Below are 21,600 nucleotides of genomic sequence, written 5' to 3'. Positions count from 1 at the left end.
CACCTCCTGTTCGGGTCATTAAGAGAACGCAAAAAGACCCTGAATAAGGGTCCGAAATGAAAATAAATATCGAATTCTCAGACCCATCTCTGCCGACGAGGTTAGCTGACGGACTCGGGTAGATGGTACCCTACGTTCTGCGCGAACGATTCGCCCCTGAATGATCGGTTCCCCCGTTTTCCCTCCGCAAGCGGACGGAAATTAAGCGTATATTTATAGTACGCCGATCGGCTAAGGATGTCAAACCGTTTTTGGCAACATAATAAACCTTTATGTTGACTATGTGAGGGCGAACGGCTACGATTAACGTATTACCGGCTACCTGCAATAGCCGACGGAAAGGTGTTAAAGATGTCTACAAAAGATTACCGCATTCTGCTGTTCTATAAATACGTTAAAGTTCCGAACGCCGAGGAGTTCACCGCCGAACATCTGCAATTTTGCAAAGATCTCGGCGTCAAGGGCCGAATTCTGATCGCGGATCAGGGAATCAACGGAACGCTCTCCGGCACGGTGGAGCAGACCGACGCCTACATGGCTGCGATGCACGCCCATCCGCTCTTCTCCGATCTGCTGTTCAAGATCGATGAGGCCGACGGCCACGCGTTCCAGAAAATATTCGTACGCTACAAGAAAGAACTCGTGACGCTGCGCTACGACAAGGAGCTCGATCCGAACGTCGACGGAGGCGCGCGGCTCACTCCGAAGCAGTTTCATGAGAAAATGCAGCAGGACGACGTCATCATCCTTGACGGCCGCAGCGACTACGAGTACGATCTTGGACACTTCCGGGGCGCGATCAAGCCTGATCTGAAGACGTTCCGCGAGTTCCCCGAGTGGATCCGCAATAATCTGACCGAGCACAAAGACAAGCCGATTCTCACTTACTGCACGGGAGGCATCCGCTGCGAGATGCTGACGGCCGTGCTGAAAAACGAAGGCTTCGGCGACGTCTACCAGCTCGACGGCGGCATTGTCACGTACGGGCAAGATCCGGAAGTGCAGGGCCGCGGCTTCGACGGCAATTGCTACGTGTTCGACGAACGCGTCTCGGTGCGCATCAATCAGACCGACGAGCATACGCTGGTCGGCGAGTGCCATCACTGCGGAACGAAGACGGATCGCTACATTAACTGCGCGGACGACACCTGCCATCTTCAGCACCTCGTATGCGACAAATGCGAAGAGGAGCACAGCGGGTACTGCTCGGCAGAGTGCGCCGAGCACGATCTGGCCGCGGCCGAATCGATCCGTTAATCCCGGGAGGTGACGTATTGAAGGAAGATTCGGATCTGTCCACGCGCAACAGAATTATGCAAATGCTGAAAACTTCGGGGGAGCTGACCGCCAAGGAGCTGACCGATCAGCTGGGCATTACCGGCATGGCCGTAAGGCGGCATATTTCCAATCTCGAGCGGGACGATCTGATCGAATCGACGACCGTCAGGCTGCCGATGGGCCGGCCTGCGGCCGTCTACCGTCTGACCGCCCGGGCGGACGACTATTTTCCGAAGAAATATCATGCCGTCGCCCTCGACCTGCTCACCGAATTGGAGGACGAAGCCGGCGAATCGATGGTCAATCTTCTCTTCGAGCGCCGCAAGGCGACTCTGCTGAAAAGGTACGAGGCGAAAATGGCCGGCAAAGAGCTTGAAGCGAAAGTCGCCGCATTGTCGGACATTCAGAACGAGAACGGCTACATGGCGTCCTGGGAGAAGGATTCCGACGACGACTACGTGCTGACCGAGTACAATTGTCCGATCTCGCAGGTCGCCAACAAGTACAATCAGGCTTGCGCCTGCGAGTTGAAGCTGTTCGAGACGCTGCTGGGCGCGGAAGTGACGCGTTCGGACTGCCTCGCGTCCGGCGATCGCAAGTGCGTCTACCATATTCGCCGTACGTAAACAACGCTCTTCCCCGTATCTCCGAGGAAGAGCGTTTGTCGTTTATTCCGCATGCCGCAGCAATCTGTCGCGTCTAACCGCGATCGCCGAGTTCATGGCCAGCCGGGCGAATTTCTCTCTCTGCGCCTCGGCCGGCAATCCGTGCAGCTCGCCGTCCCCTCCCGCCGCGAGCAGCGCGGCCCGCGTCGCTTCCACGGCCAGCTCCTCGCAGCGCAGTACGTAATAGGCGATCGAATAGCCGAGCTCCTCCAGCTTTCTGAGCAGCGCGATCCTCTCTTGTCGAAGCAACTCCTCGTGCGGATTACAGGCGATCGGCATTGACGTTGGTCAGCCACAGATTTTTGCGGAACTCGTCGGCTTTCTCGGCCGGTCCGTCGTATGCGGCTTCTCCTTTGTACAGCAGCTCTCCGCTGCCGGCATCCAGCACGACGGCCACAAGCTGTCTTCCGTCGGAAATGCGAGTCTTGTTAGAGCTCTCCGTAGTCAGCAGAACGTACACCCGATTTTGCGCCAAGCTCACGCTGTGGATCGACTGTCCTCCAAGCTGCTCGGCCGTCAAGGTCAGTTCCCCCTGCTCCTGCGCCCCTGTTGCGACGTTATAGCGGGCGATCGCCAGGCTTCCGCGATCGGAGTACAGAATGGTGAAAAGCTCCCCGCTAAGCTCGCTCTGGATGTTCGAATATGCGCTCAAGCCGGGCGACGGCTCGGGCAGCGGCGTCAGCTTGCCGGTTCGGTAAGAGAAAACGGCGAAATGGCGCGTTTGCTTCATCTCTTCCTTGCCGGCCTCGTTTACGAATTGCTCGCTCTTGCTCGTTGCCAGCACAACGTGCTCGGAGGGCTGTGAGCGTACCTCGCTCGAAATAGCGGAAAGGCTAATCTCGCTTGTCACGGACTGCGCCGCCAGAGCTCCTCCCGGTCCCGCCGAGTCGGAGACAGCCAGCTCCTCGGAGACGAGCACCGCCTCGCGCAGCAGCTCGCCGGTATGCAGATCGACGATATAATCGCGGAACTCCACTGCGGAGGGACCGTCTGCAGTTGGCCCCGTTCTATAGCGTACCTGGGACAGGACGTGCACTTCGTCACCGACGCGCTGAACGTCTCCCACCCTGAGCCAGCTTACCTGCTTCGCAACGTTCAGCGCAATTCTGATCTTGTTGACGCGCCCCGTCGCCTCTTCCAAGACGTCCATCTTCAGTTCCGTCCGCCAATCGTATTTCCCGCTAGGGCCGTAGAGGAAGATGTCCGCATAGATGAGCCACTCCGAATCCTTATAAAAGCTGTCCACATTGCTTCTCGCTCTCATAAAATCCCGATGCTCCCGTTTCAATGCTTTCATTTCCTCGTAACGCGACGTCAAATACCGGTTGTCCTTCAAATACTTCTCGTAAAACGATTGCGTCAATTGATATTTCGTTCCATCGACGGTAAGCTCAAGCGCCTTCGATCCGACGCCTCCGATATAGGAGCCGCTGAGCCGCATCTTGGCGGCTTCCCCGGCATCGCCTTGCAGCGTAGTCAGCTTGTACCTCGGCGCATCCCCTTCCGTGCCGGACGCATAATACGCTCCGATCGAGCAGACCGCGAATACGCCGAGCGCCATCGATAAAAGGTAACGTTTCATCGTTCGCCGTCTCCTCCCTTACACCGACACTTTTTTCTTCAATAGATATAATCCCAGCCAGACGGACGCGACGACGATCAGCGCGTCGATCGCCATTTGAATCGCATACGCTTCCTCGGTATAGAAATAGCCCGTGGAATAATTCAGGCCAAGCGCAAGCAGCGGGTAAACCATCAGCAGCGCGCAGAAGCCGGCATACGCCAGTCCGTACACGATGCCGAGCCAGCGGTAGCTTCGCTCCAGCAGAATCGACGCGAACAGGACGAGCAGCGAGATGATTCCCAAGCCGTAGTTGACGAAGAATTCCGCGAATGAGCGCGGCAGCAAAATTTTGAATACTTGGTTGGCGAAAATCGCGTCCGCGATATAGGATGGCTGCAGTTGATCGGCCGGCGCAATCATCGCGAAGATCGCTCTTCCGATCGGCATAAGCAGCAGTTGAAATCCGACCAGGACGAACACGAACGTTAAGATGGCGGTCAGCTTGGCGAAATAAATGTTCCTTCGTTCGGACGGAAGCGAGAGCAGCCGATACGCGAACGTGCCTCTTCCGAACCAATCGCGATACCAGATCAGGAACGCGTAGATCACGAGAACCGCGATGCTGAGCCCGACGGGGACGGCAAACCAGAATTGCGTCTCCTGCACCGCGCGGGTGTACGACATGGCAGCGAAAAACTCCTCGGGAGCCCGGCCCGTTTGCTCAAAATAGACGTTTCTTTCGTTAATCTCTCCCATCGCGTTGAATGCGATCGCACACATCTGCACGAGCGCCGTCAGTCCCATCAACACGAACAGGATATATCGGAAACGATGGATTTCCATATGCAGAAGCTTCAGGTAGTTTCTCAACGCGAATACACCTCTCTCATCACGTCGACGATCGACTTGCCCTCTTCGCTGCGCATCGTCTCGCAATCGAATTCCATCTCCGCTTTTCCGTTCTGCAGAATGACCGCTTTGTCGATCAGATGCTCCACCTCGCCGATCTCATGCGTCGTCAGCAGAACGCCGCGCTCTTCGATCAGCTCGCTGGAAAACACGTCCGCGATCATCTCCCGGCTGAACAGGTCAATTCCGGAAAACGGTTCGTCCATCAGCACGTAGTCGGAATTCGGAGCCAGTCCGAGCACCAGGTTGTATTTGGCGGCCGTCCCCTTCGACAGATTGCCGATCTTCTCGCCGGGCTCCAGCCGGAAGAAGCGCATCAGCTCGGCTGCCCGCTCCGCGTTCCAGCTCGCGTAGAAATCCGCCATAAAGGTCAGTCCCTCGGACATCTTCATACTCAGAGGCATCGTCAGATGATCCGGAACGAAGCTGATTTTCTCGTACATCCATCTCCCGCGCGGCTTGCCGTCCACGAGAATTTGCCCCTCCTTGACGGGCACGAGCCCCATGATCGCCTTCATGACAGTCGACTTGCCCGCTCCGTTCATGCCGATCAAGCAGGTGATGTTGCCTTTCTCCGCCGTAAAAGACAATCCGTTCAGCACGTAACGCCCGCGATACCGCTTGCGAACCCCTTTCAACTCGATCATGGCCGCTCCGCGCCCCCTTCCGCCGCGATGTCGGCAGGGCTGGAGGACAGCGCCTCTATGTATTTGCTCTTCACCAAATCAAGCAGTTCTTCGACCGGAACGTCGACCTTCCTGACCGCCGAGACGAAGGCGTCGACAGCTTCCCCGAGCAGCTCCGCGCGAATCGCCCGCAGCACGGCGTCGTCCTGGGTGATTCGGCTTGGCGAATTTCCTTCCGTTACGATCAATTTCCGTTCCTCCATCTCCTTATAAGATCTCTGCGCCGTATTCGGGTTGATTTTCAGCAGCGTTCCCAGCTCTCTCCGCGAAGGGATCACCTGACCCGCCTCCAGCTTCCCGGCGACGATCATCTCTTTGAAATGCCGAACTACCTGCAGATAGACCGGTTCCCGGCTGTTGAACTCGACTTCTTCCCAGCCTCCGCCTGTTCTCATACCGCTACCTCGCAATCGCCATAAGTGTGTGTACTAAGTAGTTCATACACCACAAGCGTATTATGCCCTTAATACACACGACTGTCAACCCCTTTTTACGCAAGCAAAAAACGCCTTCGGCGTCCTCTGGACGATGAAGGCATTTTGTCGGAGACAATTCAGATGAAAAGAGGCTGCCTCAGCGGCAGCCTCCCCCTGACGGATTAGGCGTCGATTCCCGTATAGATTCGTACGGCGTCCCGCAGAAACTCCGCTATGCCCGGCTGATCCTTGTCGTAATAGGCTCTGAACCGTTCGTCGTCCACGTACATTTGGGCTACTCCCGCATGGGCTTCCTTCGTATATTGGTCCCAGTAGAAAGTAAGCCAGCGGCGATGCAGATCGGCAGCCTTCTGAGCCAATTCGCCCGCCGGATCTCCCGTCGCGAACGCCTGGGCGAGTGTCGCGTGAATGTCTTCCGACAAGCGCTCGATCTCCTCGTGCTGTTCCTTCGTCATGTTTTTGATTTTCGCGTTGGATTTGTTCACTCGCTCGTTGCCGTATTTGGCGCGGATCTCCTCGCCGTATTTGGCCTCGTTATCGTCGATGAGCTGCTGTTTAAAGCCTTCGAATTTCTGTTGGTCGCTCATGTTCGTCATCCCCTCTTGATGGGCTAAGGTCAGATCGATGTTGGCGATCAGCGCGTCGAGCTGCTGCCGCTTGGCCAGAAGCTGCTCGCGGTGCTTCGCCAGCGCGCTCCGGGCGTCGAATTCGGGAGCGCCCACGATCTCCTTGATCTCCTCGAGGCCGACGTCAAGCTCCCGATAGAACAAAATTTGCTGCAGGCGATCCACCTCCGGCTGCCCGTAGATCCGATACCCCGACGAATTGATTCTCGCCGGCTTGAGAAGTCCGATTTCGTCGTAGTATCGGAGCGTGCGCGTGCTGATTCCGGCCAACCGGCCGAGCTTCTGAACCGTATATTCCATCTCGATCCCTCCTCGCACACTGATCGTACACCTTTACGTTACGGCAATGTCAAGCGTATCAGTTCTAGCAGCAAATGCCAAAGCCCGAACCGGGCGCGCCAAGCAAAAACGTCTTCGGCGTCCTCTGGACGATGAATGCGTTTTGTCGGAGACGATCCCCTTTCACGTTATCCCCTTCCGTCAGTTCGTCCGCTTCTTCCCGTTCCGCTTTCCGCTTCTTTTGTCGCTATCCCCTTCCGTCAGTCCGTCCACTTCTTCCCGTTCCGCTTTCCGCTTCTTTTGTCGCTATCCCCTTCCGTCAGTCATTCCCGGCATCGCACCTCCCTTTCACGCCTTTTACCGATATCCCTGTCGATCAGTTCGTTCTAACTCTCCCCTTTCTTTCTCTGCGTCTTGTCGCTGTCGGCTTCATTCCGTTCACGCCATACTTGTTCTACCGCCTTTTTCTCCCCTTTTGCCGCTATCCCTTCCGGTCAGTTCACGCTGCACCTCGCCTACCGCTTTTGCCCCCTTTTGCCGCTATCCAGCCATGAGAATGATCAACTGATTAAACGGAATAGCTTATCGATAAACGCTGTAACCAGATTTCTGAGCTGTCGGGATACCGACAAATGGAGGAGATAGGTCATGCCCGATCTCGCAGGAGGCGTACGACCAACCTGATTGGACGGGATACCGACAAAAGAGCGGAAAAGGCGCTGCAAGCCTGCCTATTCAAAATAACGCGCAGAAAAGCCGAGTGAACGGGAAAACAGCCGTCGCGGCGGATCGCCGAACGGCTGTCTCTCATTGCTTACAATTCGAACGAAGGATCGTCGAACGGATGCATGACCGAACCGATCTCTCCGGAGAACAGCCGGACGACGACCGCTTTGCGCTGCGGCCCGAGCTTGAAGGCGTGAGGCCGATTGGCCGGCAGCGCGAACACGTCCCCTTCCTCGACGTGCAGCTCGAAGTATCCGTCCCCGTTGACGTTGCGGATGACGAAGGCGAATCCACCATCCGCCAGAACGCGAACTTCTTCCTCATGGTGCGTGTGCAGCGTGCCGAATTTCGCCAGCAGCTCCGGCGCGGCATCCGACATGAGCACCGCGTCCCAGTTCAAGTAGGCGCGCCGCTCGGCCAGCCGTTTGATCTCTTCTTCGTAAGCGGATATAATCCGCGCTTGTTCGGACTCCGACAGCTTAGGACCGGGATCGCGCTCCCAACCGGCCAACCGGTCCGCATCCCAACGCTCGTAGTAGATGTCCTGCCTCCGGCAAAAATCCGCAACCTGCCGTTCGTCCTCCAGCCGGATTCCGGCTTCTCTTACAAGTACGATCGCCAATCGATTCCCCTCCGTTTCGCCTTAAGGCGTCCAAGTGACGGCCGCGCCGTCGACTTCCTGCAAATACGAAGAGTCGATGAACTCTTGCAGATTCGGAAGCGCCTTGATCTTGCCGTTGTCCAGCAGAAACTGCGAGATTTCCTCCAACGTCGCGGCCAATTCCGGCGTAATGTCCAATGCGTAGACGTTAAGCGGCAAAACCTGCTTCACGAGCTCCTCCTCCAACCCGATCGCCTTGCCGACATGCGCGGCCGCCCGATCCGGATTCGCCCGAATGAATTCCGCCGACTGGCCGAGCGCTCGCAGCACGGCTTTGACGGTATTCGGATTCGCATCGAGAAAATCGCGATGTCCTCCGAGCAGGCCGTAGGAGCCGATCAGCTTTTGCGGTCCTTCCTGTCCCGGCACGAACGATTGTTTGGCAGTCAGCAGCTTGACTCCTCCGACTCCTTCTCCCTTCAGCGCGAGCGGCTGCCAAATAATGAACGCGTCGACGTTGCCGTTCTGGAAAGCAGGCAGCAGCTCGGCCGGTCCGGACTTCACGGAAGTGATCGATTGAGCATCGAGCTTGTACTGCTCCACCACTTTCAGGAACAGCGCCTCCGTCACCGTGCCGGGAACGTAAGCGATCTTCTTGCCGTTCAGATCTTCGGGCTTCTTGATCTTGTCCGGGTTGACGATCAACGTCTGCACGCCGGAAATATCGGCCTGCTGCGCCACCGTCTCGATCGGAGCTCCGGCGCCGCTGGCGATCAGGAACGGAATGTCCCCGGAGGCGCCGAACTGGATGCTCTTGCTCGCGAGCGCGGCGGTAACGTCCGTTCCCGACGCGAACAGCTCCAGCTTGACGGTAAGCCCTTCGGCCGCGAAGTAGCCTTCCTCCTGCGCGATGACGATAAGCGGCGACAGCTGCGGGTCGCGGCCCGAACCGATCGACAGCTCCTTCGTCTCGGGAGTCGTATCGGGAGCGGCGGCAGCCGGACTTGCGGACGCTTCCGGGCTGCTGGCGCTTGCTTGCGGGCTGACCGGAGCTGAGCTGCCGGCGCTCTCCTTGGCCGGGCTCGAATTGCTGCCCGAGCTGCTGCCGCATGCGGCGATAAATACGAGAAGCAGGATCAGAAATGCGCTTGCCGCGAATTTGAACGATGGTTTGAGCGATTGTTCGAATGAGTTCATAGAGTATTCCTCCCGAGTTGAGTTATTTCCAGCGAACCAGCCAAGCTTCAAGAGCGGCCAGCAGGCCGTTTAATGCCGCCCCAAGCATTCCGATGGCGATCATGCCTGCGATGACCTGCTCCGTATTGAACAGCGACCGCCCCTCCTGAATAAGAAAGCCGAGCCCGTTGCTGGACGCGACGATTTCCGCCGCCACGAGCGAGACGAACGCCATGCCGATGCCCGCTTTCATGCCGGTAATGATCAGAGGCAGCGCGGAATGAATCGTCACGTGGCGGAACGTTCGCCACTTGCCCGCTCCAAGCGAGCTGACCACTTTCAGATGCACCGGATCCACTTGCTTGATGCCGGCCGAGACGTTCAGCACGGCGGGGAAAAAGGTCGCGTAAGCGATAATCGACGTCTTCGACCATTCGCCGATGCCGAACCAGAGAATCGCGATCGGAATGACGGCGAACGGAGGAATCGGCCGGAACAACTCGATGACCGGTCCGATGATACGCCTCGCCGTCCCCCACGTCCCCATCAGGCAGCCGACGGCCAGCGCCGCCAGAAATCCGAGCGAAAAGCCGGCTCCGGCTCGCACCAGACTCGCCCACATGTGGGCGATCAGAGTGCCCTCCTCGAGCATGCGTCCCATCAGCTTCGCTACGGCAATCGGGCTGGGAAGCAAGGCGCTGTTCGCCAGCCCCGAGCGGCTTGCGTATTCCCACGCCGCGAACAAAGCTGCGATTCCCGTCGATCCGAGCAGCACTCTCCGCAAGCGCCCCCGCAGTTGCAGTCGGCGGATGCGCAGCGTCGGCCCAGGCGAGGGCTTCGCGAGCGCGGTCGTCTTTTCCATCTAGGACACCGCCCCTCTCATCGCTTGCCGGATCTGCTGCACATAGCGCCCGAACCGAATATCGTCGCGGTCTCTGGCCGAGCGAGGCAGCTCGACCGACACGTCCAGCGCGACGCCGGCCGGAGCCGGCAGCAGCACGACGACGCGATCGGCCAAGTAGACGGCTTCCGACAGGCTGTGGGTAATGAACAGGCAAGTCAGCAGGGATTGCTCCCGGATGCGCAGCAGCTCATCCTGCAGCGTCTCCCGGTTCTGCTCGTCGAGAGCGGCGAACGGTTCGTCGAGCAAGGCGATTGCCGGTTCGTTGATCAGCATCCGGGCCAGGCTGACGCGCTGCTTCATGCCGCCCGACAGCCGGTTCGGATAAGCGCGCTCGAAGCCGGACAGCCCGACCAGCCGAATATAGTCCCGCGCCAGCTTAGCCCGTTCGCGTCTTCCCATCCCCGACAGCGCCGGTCCCAACGCCACATTTTCCTCCACCGTATACCACGGAAACAAAGCATACTCCTGGAACATCACGCCCCGTTCCCTGTCAGGTCGTGTGACCTGCTTTCCCCTGAACAGCAATTGTCCCTCGTAAGGCTGGAAGCCGGCGATGCTGTTCAGCAGAGTCGTTTTGCCGCAGCCGCTCGGTCCGACGATACAGACGAACTCCCCTTTCGATACGGTCAAGCTAAGGCGGTCCAGAACGTAACGTTTGCTCTGGGTGCCGTCGTGTCGAGGAACTGTCTAAGCTGGGAAGCCGGGCTGCCGAATCGGGTCGGCGTGCCGAACAGAATTGCGTCGGCCCAATCCAAATCTTCCGGCCTCGCCACCGGAATGCCGGACGTCGCTTCCTGATGGGCTTTCCACGCCGGATTCGCAGCAATTGCCTCGGCGGGGGCCAGCTCGGCCGCGCGAACGAGACGCACTTCCGCTCCGCGAGCGGCGGCGACCTCTTGCGCGGCTTGAGCCAGCTTGTAATTCGTGCCTGTGGAGCTGTAATACACGATGGCTAATTTTACGCTCAATGGAATTCCTCCTTGCCTAACGACGGCTATTATCGTTGCAAGCCAAGTATACCGAGCGCCTTCGCCGAACTTCCAATACGAAATACGTTATGTAATCGATCGCTTGAAAACTATGAGTGACGGGAAATGCCTGTATCTGGTAAACTAATGCTAAGAAAGCGGGGGGATTTAGTTGGACTTTCTGCAATTAACGTATTTTCAGCACGTTGCCCGTTTGGAGCATATGACGAAAGCAGCCGACGAGCTCAGAATTTCTCAGCCATCCCTAAGCCAATCCATCGCCCGCCTGGAAGATGAGCTCGGCTTTCCTCTCTTCGACCGCAGCGGCAGGAACATCAGACTTAACGAATCCGGCAAAGCCTTCCTCGTTCGGGTGAACAAGGCGTTCGCCGAGCTGAAGGAAGGCAAGCGGGAAGGCGCGCTTAAGGCCGGCGTCGTCAAGCAATCGATCTCGCTCGGCATGATTCATCTCGAAGCGATGCCGGATTTTCTCGGAGCCTATCTGTCTCAGGCGGACAACACGCAGATCAAGGTGCACTACGGCTGCAACAATTCGATGACGGCGCAGCTTGAGCGAGGCGATCTCGACCTGTTCCTCTGCTCTCCGCTCATTCGTCAGCCGGGCATGGAGACGATCGCGCTGCGCGAAGAGGAAATCTTCTTGGCCGTTCCCGCGGGGCACCGCTTGGCCGGCCAGAGAGAGGCCAAGCTCGCGGACGTCGCGGGCGATCCGTTCGTCGCCCTGGAAGACGGCTCCGGTCTGAGGCAGGCTTGCGACGAGTTTTGCCGGTTGGCCGGATTCTCTCCCGACGTCGCCTTGGAGATTGCCGATCCGTCGCGTCTGCAGATGCTCGTCGAAGCCGGCATCGGCGTCGCCCTCATTCCGGCCATGCAGGTGAAGAGCACGGACGCGGCCCGGTGCAGCATCCTGCGCGTCACGGACCCGGTCTGCGCGCGTACGATCGGCCTGACGTGGGAGAAAGGCACCCTGCTGCCCGAATCCGTTCAGCAGCTGCGAAGCTTCCTGATCGACTACTTCGGAGCGGCGGAGTACCGCACGGCAAACTGAATGAGCGAAAATGAGCTTCCCGGATGCGGGAAGCTCATTTTCATGTCGGGCTATGTTGTTTTCATTATTGAATAACAATCTTCGAAGGATTGTTCACCTTATACAAAATTTCTTTGTTGAATTTCTTGTCCACGACTTTACCTTCGAATGAGATGACGTTGCCCACTTCGAGTCCCAAGCCTTTCAACGTGTTGCTGTAGCCGCACCACGCGTCTCCGATGGCAAGCGGAGAATCGCCGACCACGGCAACCTCTTCCAGCAGCACCACTTCGTCGTCGCGGTCCGAGAACGGGTTCGGCTTCGTCGTGAATTCCTTGACCTTGGCGGTGAATTTTACTTTGTCGACGGGCAGCTCGAGCTTCTCCTTCTTCTCTTTCGTCCGCTTCTGCGCCTTTGCCGCTTTAGCCGGCTTGCCGCCCTCTTCCGCGCTTCCCGAAACGTCCGGATCCGCAGCGGACGGCACGCCGCCCTCCGCGTCCTCCGCCTCTCCGCCGATCGGCTCCTTGCCGAACGTGCCGCTCTGCATCTCCTTCAGATAGGAAGGGTGGATGCTCGTCAGCCGCCCGTCCTCGAATTCGACGATGAGCACGCTCATGCTTCCGTATTCCTGATAGCCCTTGATCGAGACCTGATGCTGCGCGGCCGCGCTCTTGTACCAGAAATGCGCCTTCGGCGTCTTGGCGAACAATCCCCAAGCCCGCCCTTTCTCCGCGTAGTCTTCCTCGTTGTCGAAGGCGATGTAATCTTCCTGCGGCGGATAATACTTAATGCCATTAATCTTAGTCGCTTCCATGTTCGCTGTCCCATCCCTTCTATATCAAGCTTAGAAATTTGCGGATTCTCTCCAACGCTTCTTCTAATTGTACCTGGGACGAGGCGTAAGAACAACGGATAAATCCTTCGCCGCCCGACCCGAACACGTGGCCGGGAACCGTCACGACCTTCGCTTCCTGCAGAAGCCGATGAGCGAACTGCTCCGAGGTGAGCCCCGTATGGGCGATCGAAGGAAAAGCGTAGAACGCGCCTTGCGGTTCGTGGCACGGAAGTCCGATCTGCCGCAGCCCCTGGACGAAAACTCTGCGCCGCTGATTGTAAGACTCGATCATCCTGTCCTTCTCCTCCATGCCGACTTGCAGCGAAGCCAGAGCCGCGACCTGCCCCATGATCGGCGCGCACATGACGGTATACTGATGGATCTTCAGCATGGCCGCGATCAACTCGCGAGGTCCGCAGGCATATCCGACGCGCCAGCCGGTCATCGCGAACGCCTTGGAGAAGCCGTTCACGACCAGCGTCCGCTCCTTCATGCCCGGCAGCGACGCGAAGCTTACATGCTTATCCCCGTAACTCAGCTCGGAATAGATTTCGTCCGAGATGACGACCAAATTGCGCTCCTCCGCCAGCCGCGCGATCGGCAGCCAATCCTCGTACGTCATAATTCCACCGGTCGGATTGTTCGGATAACAGAGCACGAGCACCTTGGAGCGCGGCGTCAGCTTCTCTCTCAGCGCGTCCGCTTTCAGCTTGAACTGGTGCTTGGCGAACGTTTCGACGCCGACCGGCTTGCCCCCGCCGAGAAACACGATCGGCGAGTAGGAAATATAGCAAGGCTCCGGAATGACGATCTCGTCTCCTTCCGTGATCAGCGCGCGGAGCGCCAGATCGATCGCTTCGCTGCTGCCGACCGTGACCAGCACTTCGTTGTCGGGATCGTAGCTTACGCCGCAGCTGTCGGACAAGTATCCGGAGATCGCTTCCCGCAGCTCGGGCATGCCGGCGTTGGACGTATAGGTCGTTCTCCCTTTGTCCAGCGCGGCGACGCATGCGTCGCGAACGATCTGGGGCGTAACGAAATCCGGCTCCCCTACGCCAAGCGAGATGACGTCCTTCATTCCCGACGTGTAATCGAAAAACTTCCGTATGCCCGACGGCGGCATTTCACGGACTTGCGGCGACAGCAGCCGTTCCATCGGCGTTAAGGTTTGATAAGGCATCTTAGCGGCTCTCCCTTCGGATATGACGAAATTTAAAAACAAAAAAACCCGTCCGCAAGGGACGAGTCTGCACCCGTGTTACCACCCTAGTTCCGCTCTTCGTTCGCACGAATTACAGCGGCACTCCGCAACGTATCCATCAATACGCGGTCCCGTTAACGCTGGACATGCGGCAGAGCTTACTCGAATTTCAGTCTGCGTCTCGGAGACGGCTTTCCGTTATCGCCCGAACGTTGGCTTTCACCTGACCCAACTCTCTGCGGAACTGACGACTAACGTACTCTTTCTCTTCATCGACTTTAGATAAACCTATTAAGTTGAAGTTATTATACTCACTGCCTCGGCAAAATGCAATCACAAAAAATCAAACGCGTCTCCCCCATCGACCTGATCTTGGGATGAACGGAGCCCTTCAAGGCAATACTTCACATATTCCTATCGCAAACGGAGGGAACGATTCTTGAGCTCGGAAGAGAACGCGCTGTCGGTCGTCGCATTGGGCGGCGTCAACGAAATCGGCAAAAACATGTACGTTATCCGCTACGCGGACGACATTCTCGTCATCGACTGCGGTTCCAAATTTCCCGACGAAAGCCTGCTTGGCATCGACGTCATCGTGCCGGACATTACATATTTGCTTGAAAACAGGGACAAGATCCGGGCTCTTATCGTCACGCACGGCCACGAGGATCATATCGGAGGCATCCCCTACGTGCTGAAGCAGCTCAACATGCCGATCTATGCCACCCGGCTGACGCTCGGGCTGATCGAGATCAAGCTGCGCGAGCACGGCTTGCTCGGCAACTCCCGGCTCAAGACGATCACCGCCGACTCGGTGCTCCGCTTCGGGAGCTTCAAGGTAAGCTTCTTCAGCACGAACCACAGCATCCCCGACTGCCTCGGCATCGCGTTGAATACACCCGAGGGCACCGTCGTTCATACCGGGGATTTCAAATTCGATCTGACGCCCGTCAACAATCATTATCCGGACATCCACAAGATGGCCGCGCTCGGCCACAAGGGCGTGCTGCTTCTGCTCTCGGAGAGCACGAACGCGGAGCGGCCGGGCTTTACGCCTTCGGAGAGGCTTGTCGGCGAGCACATCGAAGAAGCGTTCGCCAGAGCGGAGCAAAAAATATTCATCTCCACGTTCGCCTCCAACGTGCACCGGCTGCAGCAGATCGTCGACGCGGCGCAGCGCGCGAACCGAAAGCTCGCGCTGCTCGGCAGAAGCATGGTCAACGTCGTGAGCGTTGCGGCGGAGCTGGGCTATCTCCACCTGCCCGAGGGAATGCTGATCGAGCCGTCCGACGTCAACCGACTCTCTCCGAATGAGGTCGTCGTGCTGTGCACGGGCTCGCAAGGGGAGCCGATGGCCGCGCTCTCCCGCCTGGCCAGCTCCAGTCACCGCCAGGTGGAGGTGCATCGCGGAGACACGGTCATTCTGGCCGCGACGCCGATTCCCGGCAACGAACGCAACGTCGCCCGCATCGTCGACAACCTGTACGAGCTCGGAGCGAAGGTGATCTACGGCTCTGGCTCGGTGACCGGCATGCACGTCTCCGGGCATGCCAGCCAGGAGGAGCTGAAGCTGATGCTCACCCTGATGAAGCCGAAGTATTTCGTTCCGATTCACGGCGAGTATCGGATGCTGTGCCAGCATCGCATGCTGGCGGAGTCGGTCGGCGTCGAATGGGACAACGTCTTCATCGTCAAGAACGGAGACGTCGTCGACATCGAAGGAGGCATTGCCAGCCAGCGCCGAAAAATTCCTACAGGCAATACGCTCGTGGACGGCCTCGGCATCGGGGACGTCGGCCACGTCGTGCTGCGCGACCGCAAGCATATGTCCGAGGACGGCATTCTCATCGTCGTCATTACGCTGAGCCGCGCCGACAGCAAAATTATATCGGGTCCGGATACGATATCCAGGGGGTTCGTGTATGTTCGCGAATCTGAAGGATTGCTCGAGGAAGTGAATCGGATCGCCGCCGCCTCTATGGGCAAGCTGCTGGAGGAAAAAGTGAACCAGTGGAGCGCGTACAAACAGACGATCAAAGAGGAGGTCGGCAAGTTTCTGTGGACGAAGACGAAACGCCGGCCGATGATTTTGCCGATTCTGATCCAAATCTAAAAGCCGCCTTCACGGCTCCCGAGAGCTGGCTGCAGCGGCTAGCGGACTTTTAGCGGTCGGCCTGCGCCAGCTCCCGCTCGACTTCGTCCAGTTGATCTTCTCCGTACACTTTGATTCCGTTGCGGCGAAGAAGCTCGGTCGTCGTTCCTTCGCCCGGCACTATCGTATCGGTGAAGGTTCCGTCGTAGATGAACAGGCTGCCGCACGACGGACTGTCCTGCTTCAAAATGGCCAGCTCCGCCTCGTGTTCGAGAGCCAGCTTCAGCGCGGCTTCGGCTCCCTTCCGGAACGGCTCGGTTACGTCGGCTCCCGCGCCCGTAACGACTCGGTCTCCTTGCCTTTGGGCGTCGGGACGGGGAGTCGGGAGACCGCCGACGACTTCCGGGCAGATCGAGACGAGCCGCCCTTCCTCGTACCAGCTCAGAAACCTCGGGCCCAGACAAGGCACGTCTCCGTTGTCGTATCGCACCTTATGTCCGAGCAAGCAAGCGCTGACCAGAATTTTTTTGGCCAACTCGGATGTTCCTCCTCTCTTAGTTCACTATTCTCATTTATTTACTTTGAATTACAATTCTCATTATAGTGCATGGGACCCGTTCGGAAAAGCCGATTTTTTCCGCAATCTGCCCAACAGCTCGGGCAGTGCAACGCCTATAAGCACGAGCGCAACGCCCGCCCACTGCAGAACGCTCACTTGTTCATGCAGCACGGCAGCGGCGAGAAGCACGGCGACGGGCAGCTCGGACGCTCCCAGAATGCCGGTCAAGCCTTCGCCGATGCGAGGCACTCCGATCGCATACAGCACCGGAGGCAGGAACGCGCCGAACAACCCCAGCATGAGTCCGAACGGAAGCAAGCCGGCCCATAACGTGCCGTCGAACAGAAATGCCGGCGGGAACAGGGCGAATACGAGCAGCATGCCGCCGGTGATCATCCACGCGCTGCGATAGGTCGGATGAACGGACGGAACCGCCTTGCCGCTGAACAGAATAAACAGCGAATAGCTGAACGCGGACGCCAGCCCGTACGCCACGCCGAGCCAGTTCAACCCGGCCAGGCCTTGATCGGCGATGCCCGCGGCCATCAGCGTTCCTCCGAGCAGAACGGCCAGCGTAAACAGCATGCCGCCTCCGGGGCGCTGCCTGCGGGCGATCGCCTGCATCAGCACTCCGATCCAGGTGAATTGGAACAGCAGCACGATGGCCAGCGAATTCGGAATGTAGCGAAGCGACTCGTAGTACAGCAGTCCCGTGACAGCGGTCGGCGTGCCCGCGGCCATCAGCAGCACGCGCTGCTTCCAGTTTAACTTCCCGTACCGCCGCGGCTCGGCTCCGTCTGCGGATTGCGTGCGCCCCTTCCACCCTTTTCGGACCAGAACAAGCGCCCATGCCAGCACGAACCCCGTCAGCAGTTGGCTGCCGACGACTTCGCCGAGCGAGTAGCCGTGTTCGTAAGCTTTTGTGACTATAGTAGACAGAATACCGTAACAGATCGCTCCCAACAAAACGGACAATTTGTATTTCATCTTGATGTTATTCCTCCTTGTACGAATGCAATAAAAAACTTCCTTGCCCGGAATACGGAACGCGCGAAGCGATCCGATATTCGTAGCAAGGAAGTTAAGGCTTCCCGTAGAGACCCCCACCCTATAACTATGGGGTTATACGAACGTATGAAGTAAGATTATATGCAAGTCAACAGGTTGAATGATACTGCCGCAGCCACAGAATGTCAATAGGCGGTTGATTGGCAGACGGTCGGCCGGCCTCCCCTGCGCTTGGCAAAGCGAGGCGGAATCGACATGGATCAAAAAAACATTTTCATTACGGGCACAAGCTCGGGTCTCGGGAAGCTGACGGCCATGGACACCTGTCATTGAAATTCTTCGCTACTTGGCCCCTAATTCCTTTGTCAGCATCGACGCATAAAACTCCGCGCCTTGACGCTTCAGGTGAACGCCGTCCTTATAGAAAAAGTCGTCCTGACCTTTACTTGCGGAATACCAGTCGACCAGTTTGACGTTGCCGTATTCGGCCGCAGCCTTGTTCAAGGCGGAATTGACGGTGTTCTGCCATTTGCGCGGCACTCTGACGTTCACCAGCCACACTTCCCTCTTGTCTCCGATCGTCTCGATCAGCTTGGCGAGCTGCTTCGAGTTAAACGATCCGTTCGTTCCGAGTTCGATGACGACCCGATTCCCGAGCGTACCGGATGCGATCATCGCCTCGACGACTTCCTGCGCATGCGTCATCTGGCGTCCTACTTGGCCGTCGATGACAATGCCCGGCAGAAGCTTCTCCAGGTAGGGAGCCGCATCCAGCAGGACGGAATCTCCGATCGCCGTTATTCCTTTGCCCGCGCCTTGCGCCGGCTTCGGTTTGCCGGGCTTATCCGCCGGCTTCGACGGCTTAGCGCCTTCCGCTCCCCCGACTGCCGATTGTCCCGATGGCTCAGTCGGCTTAGAGCCTTCCGCTCCTCCGGCTCCCGTTTGTCCCGACGGCTCAGTCGGCTTAGAAACTTCCGCTCCTCCGGCTCCCGGTTGTCCCGACGGTTCAGCAGACTTAAATCCTTCCACGCTCCCAGTTCCTGACTGTCCCGACGGCTCAGCAGACTTAGATCCTTCCTCGCCCCCGGCACCCGATTGTCCCGACGACTCAGACGGCTTAGCGCCTTCCACGCTCCCGGCTCCCGATTGTCCCGGGGGCTCAGTCGCCTTGGTGCCTTCCGCGGCTCCGCTGTCCGGTTTCTCCGAAGCCGGCTTATCCCCTTCAGTCGCTCCCGGCTTCTGCTCCAGCGGAGTCCGTTCGGGAACGCTCTCCCCGGATGGGCTGTGGGAATCGGCATATACCGGCATTGTGGCGGCGGATTTGATGAGCGCCCCATTAAACGATACGGCCAGCAAGCACAGCGCGCAAAGCGCAACGCCCGATGCAATCCTCCTCCCTCGCGCCGGAGCGGCTCCCAACCAAGTCCGCCAGTTCTTCAGTGCGCCTCTGCGAATCGGCTCTTCGACGAACTTCCACGACAGAGAGGCCAGAGCGAAGCTGGCGACAAGCTGAAGGAGCATGCGAACCGGCTGAACGTCTCCCGTATCGCCGGCCGGACTCGTTAACGCGATAACCGGGTAATGCCAGATGTACAGACTGTACGAGCGCACGCCAATCCATCTGAGCGGCCGGCTTCCCAGCGCCCGGGCCAGCAGGCCGGACGGATGGGCAAGCGCCGCGATCGCCAGCGCGGATAACACAGAGAGCAGCGCCAGCCCGCCGTAGTACAGAAATTGCCCGTACTCGTCGGCCGTCCCGATCATCCAGAGAATCAGCGCGAGGCTAACCGCGCCCGTCGCGTCCAGCCAAGTCCGGGAACGCCGCGACATCCGCTCTCCAAGCCCCTCGCTCGGCCAAGCTGCCGCAAGAGCCGCTCCGATCAGCAGGGCGAACACCCTCGTGTCGGTTCCGTAATAGACGCGGCTCGGATCAAGGCCGGGAACATAGATCCAAGCCATCGCCAATGCCGAGATCAACGCTCCTCCCAGAAGAAGCAGCATCAGCCTCCCTCTTCGCGGCGCGATTTTCACGCCGACCACGAGCAGCAGCGGCCAGAGCAGGTAAAACTGTTCTTCGATCGCCAGCGACCACAGATGACCGAGCGGCGACGGCGGCCCGAAGCTCTCGAAATACGAAACCTCATGATAGATCAGCCACCAATTGTTGAAATAAAGCACCGCCGAAGCAAAATCGCCTTGAAGCTCCGCCAGACGGGACCGATCGAACAGCAGCAGCCACAGCGCCGTGCAAGCGAGCATAAGAAACATAGCCGGCAGCAGCCTGCGCGCGCGCCTGATCCAGAACCCGGCCAGATCGACGCTTCTGGAGCGCCGCCATTCCGACAACAATTGATCCGTAATCAAATAGCCGGACAGAACGAAAAAGATGCCGACTCCGAGAAGTCCGCCCGGAGCCCAATTCAGGTTCAAATGGTAAGCGATAACGGCCAGAACGGATAACGCTCTCAATCCGTCCAGACCCGGCATGTAACGTCTGCTGCGGGGAATCGGTCCAGGCATGGGGGTTGCCCCCTGATGCGGGTTCGGGGAATGGCTCGCGGTGTCTTTCATGCTCTCATACCTTCTTCTCTCTGTGGGTGTTTTTTCGCGATATGGGCTAGACGTTTGAGCCTACGAAAAAGTTCGATCGGTTATTCAAGTTTTTTGTCCGCGCAACGCAAAAAAACCGCCCGATAAGCGGTCAGATTCAGCTATGGCGCGATTTGGCGAGTGTGCGTCTTCCAGCATTTAGCTAGTCTCGGGAATTCCGTTCCGGCCCTTCCGGCAGCGCCCTCCGACCGACGAAGCCGTCGTGCCAACCATGGTAATGGCCGACCCGGTCCTCCCCTTCCTTCCAGCAAAGCAGCGCCGGCTCTCCGTCGATCATCGCCGGAAAATCGACCAATCCGGGATCGATCATTTTCAGCAGCACGCCCTTGCGAGAGAAATTCCCGATCATCATATCCATCTCGAGCCGCAGGAAATCCAGACTGCTCTCCAGTTCGAAGAACGGATCGTTATCGTGCGGCAGATCGGGGAAGGCATGTTTGTGGATCGCTTTGAACTTCAGCAAATCCCTGTGCTGGCTCTCTATTTTGCCCGCCAGCTCCTTAAGCGCCGCCAGCTCCGCCCGGATTCGCGGCAGCAGCTCGTTCGCTTCTTCGGCCGTAAACAGCTTATGCTCCACAACGTATCTACTCCTAACATGATTGCTGATAATGCGATTAGCTTCTAGCAAGCCGAACGATATCCTTCACTTCGATGATGGGCTTTCCGTACCCCGACCTGGAGACGCGGATCATGGCAGCGCCCAGCTCGCGAAGCGTAGAGACGTGGTTCGGAAGCAAACGCCTGAAAATAGGATAAATCCAGGACAGCACCCGATAATAACGATGCGTATTCTCCGCTCCCGGCGTAGGATGCAAGTACCCCGCCCGGAACATGTAGGCCGCTTTGAAAGGCAGCTTAAGCAGATCGTTTTCGGTTTTCCCCTTCACCCTTGCCCACATGCTTCTGCCCTTTTCCGTGCTGTCCGTTCCGGATCCGGACACGTAGCAGAACGTCATTCCCGGATTGTTTTCGGCCAGAAGCTTGGCCATAGTCAGAGTCAGATCGTACGTTTTGCGCCTGTAGTCGTCCTCGCTCATGCCGACCGACGACACGCCCAAGCAGAAGAAACAGGCATCAAAGTCGACCAGCCGTTCGGCGATCGGCGACAGGTCGAAGAAATCCGCGTGAACGATCTCCGTCAGCTTGGCATGCTCGATTCCGCAAGGTTTGCGGCCCACGACCAGCACCCGCTCCACGCCGGGGTCTCCCAAACATTCGAGAACGACTCCTTCGCCTACCATGCCAGTAACGCCCGTTACAAGCACTTTCATGGACGATCCTCCCCCTTTTCCCGATGCGAACCCATTCAATCCCATTATAGACAGACTGCGGCCCGCGCACAAATCCGAAACCTCGCCAACGCGAAAAGCCGCCTCGCAAAACCGGCGCGCGGGGCGCCGGCTAACGGGCGGATTCTCGAAACGAATT

Annotated in this window: 21 protein-coding genes, 1 pseudogene, 2 riboswitches and 1 other annotated feature; of the genes and pseudogenes, 4 read left to right on the top strand and 18 right to left on the bottom strand. The window is 58.2% G+C overall.

Annotation, left to right across the window (positions count from 1 at the left end; all coding sequences use genetic code 11):
• Positions 1-75: 75 nt before the first annotated feature.
• A riboswitch (cyclic di-AMP (ydaO/yuaA leader) is annotated at positions 76-218 on the bottom strand.
• Positions 219-351: 133 nt separating this feature from the next.
• Positions 352-1,257, top strand: a complete 906-nt coding sequence (trhO, locus tag B0G52_RS10600; RefSeq protein WP_094043923.1) for an oxygen-dependent tRNA uridine(34) hydroxylase TrhO — start codon at positions 352-354, stop codon at positions 1,255-1,257.
• 17 nt (positions 1,258-1,274) lie between these two features.
• Positions 1,275-1,904, top strand: coding sequence for a helix-turn-helix transcriptional regulator (locus B0G52_RS10595; RefSeq protein WP_198960622.1), 630 nt, complete (start codon positions 1,275-1,277; stop codon positions 1,902-1,904).
• A 42-nt stretch (positions 1,905-1,946) separates the two neighbouring features.
• On the opposite strand, the gene B0G52_RS10590 is transcribed toward B0G52_RS10595, so the two are convergent.
• The 11 genes and pseudogenes from B0G52_RS10590 to B0G52_RS10540 form a co-directional block, all read right to left on the bottom strand.
• On the bottom strand, positions 1,947-2,192 hold the full coding sequence (locus tag B0G52_RS10590; protein WP_143762551.1) for a hypothetical protein: 246 nt from the start codon (positions 2,190-2,192) through the stop codon (positions 1,947-1,949).
• A gap of 13 nt (positions 2,193-2,205) precedes the next feature.
• Positions 2,206-3,525 carry a hypothetical protein gene (locus tag B0G52_RS10585; RefSeq protein ID WP_094043917.1) on the bottom strand — a complete coding sequence of 440 codons (1,320 nt, stop codon included), beginning with the start codon at positions 3,523-3,525 and terminating at the stop codon, positions 2,206-2,208.
• An 18-nt stretch (positions 3,526-3,543) separates the two neighbouring features.
• Positions 3,544-4,377 (bottom strand): hypothetical protein, encoded by an 834-nt coding sequence (locus B0G52_RS10580; protein WP_094043915.1) that lies wholly within the window; start codon positions 4,375-4,377, stop codon positions 3,544-3,546.
• Entirely contained in the window at positions 4,374-5,063 is a 690-nt protein-coding gene (locus tag B0G52_RS10575) for an ATP-binding cassette domain-containing protein (protein WP_094043913.1), read from the bottom strand. The genes B0G52_RS10580 and B0G52_RS10575 overlap by 4 nt, the downstream gene beginning before the upstream one ends.
• The gene (locus B0G52_RS10570; RefSeq protein WP_094043911.1) at positions 5,060-5,497 is read right to left on the bottom strand and encodes a GntR family transcriptional regulator; all 438 of its coding nucleotides are present in this window, start codon (positions 5,495-5,497) and stop codon (positions 5,060-5,062) included. The genes B0G52_RS10575 and B0G52_RS10570 overlap by 4 nt, the downstream gene beginning before the upstream one ends.
• 203 nt (positions 5,498-5,700) lie before the next feature.
• Positions 5,701-6,465, bottom strand: a complete 765-nt coding sequence (locus tag B0G52_RS10565; RefSeq protein WP_094043909.1) for a MerR family transcriptional regulator — start codon at positions 6,463-6,465, stop codon at positions 5,701-5,703.
• A gap of 793 nt (positions 6,466-7,258) precedes the next feature.
• The gene (locus tag B0G52_RS10560) at positions 7,259-7,792 is read right to left on the bottom strand and encodes a hypothetical protein (protein ID WP_094043907.1); all 534 of its coding nucleotides are present in this window, start codon (positions 7,790-7,792) and stop codon (positions 7,259-7,261) included.
• A 21-nt stretch (positions 7,793-7,813) separates the two neighbouring features.
• A complete protein-coding gene (locus B0G52_RS10555) occupies positions 7,814-8,968 on the bottom strand; it encodes an ABC transporter substrate-binding protein (RefSeq protein ID WP_094043905.1) in 1,155 nt (384 codons plus the stop codon).
• Positions 8,969-8,990: 22 nt separating this feature from the next.
• On the bottom strand, positions 8,991-9,809 hold the full coding sequence (locus tag B0G52_RS10550) for an ABC transporter permease (protein ID WP_094043903.1): 819 nt from the start codon (positions 9,807-9,809) through the stop codon (positions 8,991-8,993).
• On the bottom strand, positions 9,810-10,481 hold the full coding sequence (locus tag B0G52_RS10545) for an ABC transporter ATP-binding protein (protein ID WP_158223656.1): 672 nt from the start codon (positions 10,479-10,481) through the stop codon (positions 9,810-9,812).
• A 38-nt stretch (positions 10,482-10,519) separates the two neighbouring features.
• Positions 10,520-10,819: pseudogene (locus tag B0G52_RS10540) on the bottom strand (NAD(P)H-dependent oxidoreductase); the annotation flags it as partial.
• 172 nt (positions 10,820-10,991) lie between these two features.
• Between B0G52_RS10540 and B0G52_RS10535 the strand changes: the two are divergent.
• Positions 10,992-11,888 carry a LysR family transcriptional regulator gene (locus tag B0G52_RS10535; protein ID WP_094043897.1) on the top strand — a complete coding sequence of 299 codons (897 nt, stop codon included), beginning with the start codon at positions 10,992-10,994 and terminating at the stop codon, positions 11,886-11,888.
• Between the two features lie 64 nt (positions 11,889-11,952).
• On the opposite strand, the gene B0G52_RS10530 is transcribed toward B0G52_RS10535, so the two are convergent.
• Together B0G52_RS10530 and B0G52_RS10525 are read right to left on the bottom strand one after the other, a co-directional pair.
• The gene (locus tag B0G52_RS10530) at positions 11,953-12,681 is read right to left on the bottom strand and encodes a hypothetical protein (RefSeq protein WP_094043895.1); all 729 of its coding nucleotides are present in this window, start codon (positions 12,679-12,681) and stop codon (positions 11,953-11,955) included.
• Positions 12,682-12,700: 19 nt separating this feature from the next.
• Complete coding sequence (locus B0G52_RS10525) at positions 12,701-13,882, bottom strand: aminotransferase class I/II-fold pyridoxal phosphate-dependent enzyme (RefSeq protein WP_094043893.1); 1,182 nt, start codon at positions 13,880-13,882, stop codon at positions 12,701-12,703.
• 54 nt (positions 13,883-13,936) lie between these two features.
• Positions 13,937-14,185, bottom strand: a binding site (T-box leader).
• Positions 14,186-14,342: 157 nt separating this feature from the next.
• Between B0G52_RS10525 and B0G52_RS10520 the strand changes: the two genes are divergently transcribed.
• Entirely contained in the window at positions 14,343-16,016 is a 1,674-nt protein-coding gene (locus tag B0G52_RS10520) for a ribonuclease J (RefSeq protein WP_094043891.1), read from the top strand.
• Between the two features lie 49 nt (positions 16,017-16,065).
• Here B0G52_RS10520 and B0G52_RS10515 read toward each other — a convergent pair whose 3' ends face one another.
• The 5 genes from B0G52_RS10515 to B0G52_RS10495 all read right to left on the bottom strand — a co-directional run bounded on the left by B0G52_RS10515 (position 16,066) and on the right by B0G52_RS10495 (position 21,443).
• Positions 16,066-16,530: a 2-thiouracil desulfurase family protein gene (locus B0G52_RS10515; protein ID WP_094043889.1), complete on the bottom strand. Its 465-nt coding sequence runs from the start codon at positions 16,528-16,530 to the stop codon at positions 16,066-16,068.
• Between the two features lie 63 nt (positions 16,531-16,593).
• Positions 16,594-17,541 (bottom strand): EamA family transporter, encoded by a 948-nt coding sequence (locus tag B0G52_RS10510; RefSeq protein ID WP_094043887.1) that lies wholly within the window; start codon positions 17,539-17,541, stop codon positions 16,594-16,596.
• Between the two features lie 63 nt (positions 17,542-17,604).
• Positions 17,605-17,704: riboswitch (purine riboswitch) on the bottom strand.
• Between the two features lie 200 nt (positions 17,705-17,904).
• Positions 17,905-20,082 (bottom strand): acyltransferase family protein, encoded by a 2,178-nt coding sequence (locus tag B0G52_RS10505; protein WP_094043884.1) that lies wholly within the window; start codon positions 20,080-20,082, stop codon positions 17,905-17,907.
• 232 nt (positions 20,083-20,314) lie between these two features.
• Positions 20,315-20,749 carry a DUF2203 domain-containing protein gene (locus B0G52_RS10500; protein ID WP_094043882.1) on the bottom strand — a complete coding sequence of 145 codons (435 nt, stop codon included), beginning with the start codon at positions 20,747-20,749 and terminating at the stop codon, positions 20,315-20,317.
• A 37-nt stretch (positions 20,750-20,786) separates the two neighbouring features.
• Positions 20,787-21,443 carry an NAD-dependent epimerase/dehydratase family protein gene (locus B0G52_RS10495; protein ID WP_094043880.1) on the bottom strand — a complete coding sequence of 219 codons (657 nt, stop codon included), beginning with the start codon at positions 21,441-21,443 and terminating at the stop codon, positions 20,787-20,789.
• Positions 21,444-21,600: the final 157 nt, after the last annotated feature.

The organism is Cohnella sp. SGD-V74, assembly GCF_003001675.1.
Classification (GTDB): domain Bacteria; phylum Bacillota; class Bacilli; order Paenibacillales; family Paenibacillaceae; genus Cohnella.
Note: the sequence above shows the minus strand (reverse complement) of the source record. Positions and strands in the feature narration are given on the sequence as shown.